Origin of the sequence: Phenylobacterium sp. (genome assembly GCF_020253645.1) — a bacterium.
GTDB lineage: Bacteria > Pseudomonadota > Alphaproteobacteria > Caulobacterales > Caulobacteraceae > Phenylobacterium.
This window is the reverse complement of sequence record NZ_JADCBG010000121.1, coordinates 1-3,169: the sequence shown is the minus strand read 5'-3', so window position 1 is coordinate 3,169 and position 3,169 is coordinate 1. Positions and strand designations below refer to the sequence as shown.

Below are 3,169 nucleotides of genomic sequence, written 5' to 3'. Positions count from 1 at the left end.
TGCGACATCAAGGACCCGTCACAGAACATCAACTGGACGACGCCCCAGGGCGGCGACGGGCCCAACTACCCGAACATGTAGACAGGCTTGCCGGGGGGAGCGAACAGGTGAACACCCCCGATATGGCCTTCCTGAGCGAACGGGTCTTGAGACGAATGGCGCTCCGCCTCGGGTCGCTTGGGGCGGCGGCGCTTCTTGCGGCTTGCACGACGACGCCGGAGCCTTCCTGGCCACCCTTGCCACCGACCTCTGGCGTCTCGCCCTATGGGCAGTTCCTGGCGGGCAGGGCGGCGTTGAATGCGGGGCGTCACGCCGAAGCTGCGAGCTATTACGAGGCTGTCCGGCGCCTGGATCCTGAAGCGGCGTCGATCGTCGGGGAGCGCGAGTTCGTGGCCGCCCTCCTGGCGGGAGATGTCACGACTGCGGCGCGCCTCGCTCCTGTGGACGGCTCCGCATCTCCCTCCAGCCTGTCGCTGGGTCGCCTTGTCCGCGCCGTGGAAGGAATGTCGACAGGTCGTCCCCGCTCGGTCCGCGCCCTGCTGGCCCCCGAGACCGCAACCTTTCCGCATCGCTCTGCAACCGCCCTTCTGTCGCCTTGGGCGGCGGCTATGGCCGGCGACCGCGAGGGCCTTCTGGTGCGGCCCCAGTCGCCGGGTGATCGGGTGGTCGATGTGTTCGGGCTTCTTTCCCAGGCCCGGCTCTTCGAGTGGGCGCGGCGCTACGATGAGGCGGAGACCAACTTCAAGGTGCTGGCTGGCGGTGAATCCCCAGGCTCCGCGGCTCTTCTCGCCTATGGCGGATTCCTGGAGCGACGGAAGCGGCATGCCGAAGCCATCGCCCTCTATGACAGGCTTCTTTCGGCCGACCCTCGCAACGCCCTCGCGCGGGCGGCCCGGACGAGAGCCTCCGAGGGGCGCTCCGAGCCACTGCCCACCCTTCGCCAGGGCGCCGCCCAGAGCCTGATCCCGGTGGCGGCGACGCTGATTGCGGCTGGGCAGGGCCAGATGGGCCTCGCCTATCTTCGGCTGGCCCTGCGCCTCGATCCCGACAACCACAGCGCATGGTTGCTGGTCGGTGATCTTCTGGAGGATGAAGGTCAACTCGAGGAGGCGCGAGCCGCCTATGCGCGGACCCCCGCGGGCGCCCCGGAGTTCCCCGCCGCTCAGGCCAAGCTGGCGTGGAGCCACCAGCGGGCTGGGGATGGTGAAACGGCTCTACGCCTTGCCCGAAGCGCCGCCGCATCGGGTGACATTGAGGCCGTGATCAACCTGGCCGACCTTCTCAGGGCCAATGAGAGGTTCTCGGAGTCCGCCGATGTCATGGCGCCGGTGCTTGCGTCTTCTGCGCCCGACTGGAGGTTGTTCTTTGCCCGGGGCGTGTCCCTTGAGCGTGCGGGGCGCTGGAAGGAGGCCGAGCGGGACCTCAAGGAGGCCTTGCGGCTTAACCCCGATGAGCCGGAGCTTCTGAACTACCTCGGCTATTCCTGGATCGACCGGAATGAGAATCTCGGCGAGGCGCTCGAAATGGTCCGGCGGGCGGTCAGCCAGAATCCCCGCTCCGGGGCCATGGTCGACAGTCTGGGATGGGCGCATTACCGACTCGGAGACTTCCCCCGCGCTGTCCAGACCCTGGAACAGGCGGTGGAGCTTGAGCCAGGGGATCCGGAGATCAACAACCACCTGGGCGACGCCTATTGGAGGGTCGGCCGGCGGGAGGAGGCCGGCTTCCAGTGGAGACGCGTCCTGACGCTCGATCCCGATCCCAGGATTCGCGCTGACGCCGAGCGCAAGTTGTCGGAAGGGCTGGACTCCGCGCCGCCGCCGTCCCCCCGCAAGCCGTGACCCGGCCATGAGCGCACGCGCCTTTGCACCCGCCAAGGTGAACCTCTACCTGCACGTGGGCCCGCCTGGTCAGGACGGCTTCCACCCCCTTGAGAGCCTCATGGTCTTCGCGGATGTCGGCGATTGGGTGGCGATCTCAGAAGAAACTTCGCCTCCTCTGCAGATGACCGGCCCGTTTGCGGCTGGATTGGGGGTCGAGGACAACCTGGTGCTGCGGGCGGTCCGTCTTCTCTCGGATCGGCTCGACCGGCCCGGACCTGCGCCGGCCCTCCGGCTCGACAAGCACCTGCCCCTGGCCTCAGGTCTGGGCGGGGGCTCGGCCGACGCCGCCGTGACCCTGCGTCTCCTCAACCGCCATTGGGGCGAGGCCTTGACGCTGGATGAGCTGGAGGTCCTTGCGGGGGACCTTGGTTCCGATGTCCCGGCCTGCATCCGCAGCCAGCCGGTCACAGCTTCGGGCCGGGGGCAGATTCTTGGCCCTGCGCCCTGGCTGCCGGACATGCCGGCCGTGCTGGTCAATCCAGGCGTCGCCTGTCCCACCGGGGCGGTCTATCGCGCCTACGATGAGGCGGGTCCGAGGGACCGGGCCGACCCCGTCCCGGACCCTGGCGAGCTTTCGGACGTCGTCGCTGCAGCCCGGTGGCTGGCGACCCTGCGGAATGACCTCGAGCGCCCCGCCGCCGCCGTGGCGCCCCTCGTGACGACGCTGCTGGGACGCCTTCGCAACGCTCCCGAGACGCTCCTCGCCCGCCTGTCCGGATCCGGAGCCACGGCCTTCGCCCTCTGCCCCGACGCCGCCGCGGCCAGGCGCCTGGCTGCGACCCTTGCCCGCGAACACCCGGACTGGTGGGTGCGCCCCTGCCGCCTCGGCGCCCCGCTCGAAGACCGGCCCTGAAACGAAAACGGGGACCCCGAGGGGTCCCCGCTCCGCCACGACTGAGGGGAGGATCAGTTGTGGTAGGCCCGCTCTCCGAACTCGGAGATGTCCAGGCCTTCTTCCTCGCTGTCCACGGTCGAGCGCAGGCCCACGGTGAACTTGATCACGTAGAAGACGATGGCGCTTGCGACGGCCGACCAGGCGATCGCCACCAGCACGGCCTTGATCTGGGCCATGACCTGGGTGGAGAGCACATAGGCCGCGGTGTCGCAGGTGGAGATGTCGCCGTCGGCCGCGCAGGTGGTGTAGTCCACCACGCCCGCGCCACCCCAGGCCGGATTGACCAGGAGGCCGGTGGCGATGGCGCCGACGATGCCGCCGATGGCGTGGATGCCGAAGGCGTCCAGGCTGTCGTCGTACTTCAGCGCGTTCTTGATCTTCGAGCAGAAGA

3 protein-coding genes and 1 pseudogene are annotated in these 3,169 nt (G+C 69.0%); 3 read left to right on the top strand and 1 reads right to left on the bottom strand.

Annotated features, from left to right (window positions below; genetic code table 11):
- Window positions 1-6: 6 nt before the first annotated feature.
- The 3 genes from INE98_RS14545 to INE98_RS08690 are packed head-to-tail and all read left to right on the top strand — an operon-like array spanning window position 7 to window position 2,736.
- Window positions 7-81: a 4Fe-4S dicluster domain-containing protein gene (locus INE98_RS14545; protein WP_286789816.1), complete on the top strand. Its 75-nt coding sequence runs from the start codon at window positions 7-9 to the stop codon at window positions 79-81.
- A 41-nt stretch (window positions 82-122) separates the two neighbouring features.
- Window positions 123-1,841 (top strand): tetratricopeptide repeat protein, encoded by a 1,719-nt coding sequence (locus INE98_RS08695; RefSeq protein WP_367120178.1) that lies wholly within the window; start codon window positions 123-125, stop codon window positions 1,839-1,841.
- Window positions 1,842-1,848: 7 nt separating this feature from the next.
- Complete coding sequence (locus tag INE98_RS08690) at window positions 1,849-2,736, top strand: 4-(cytidine 5'-diphospho)-2-C-methyl-D-erythritol kinase (protein ID WP_293538258.1); 888 nt, start codon at window positions 1,849-1,851, stop codon at window positions 2,734-2,736.
- A gap of 53 nt (window positions 2,737-2,789) precedes the next feature.
- Here the strand turns inward: INE98_RS08690 and INE98_RS08685 are convergent.
- Window positions 2,790-3,169: pseudogene (locus INE98_RS08685) on the bottom strand (ammonia channel protein); the annotation flags it as partial.

What these genes read in the sequence shown, in the direction of transcription:
- INE98_RS08695 (WP_367120178.1), top strand. Translation starts at nt 123, where the DNA reads ATGGCCTTCCTGAGCGAACGGGTCTTGAGACGAATGGCGCTCCGCCTC.
- INE98_RS08690 (WP_293538258.1), top strand. Translation starts at nt 1,849, where the DNA reads ATGAGCGCACGCGCCTTTGCACCCGCCAAGGTGAACCTCTACCTGCAC.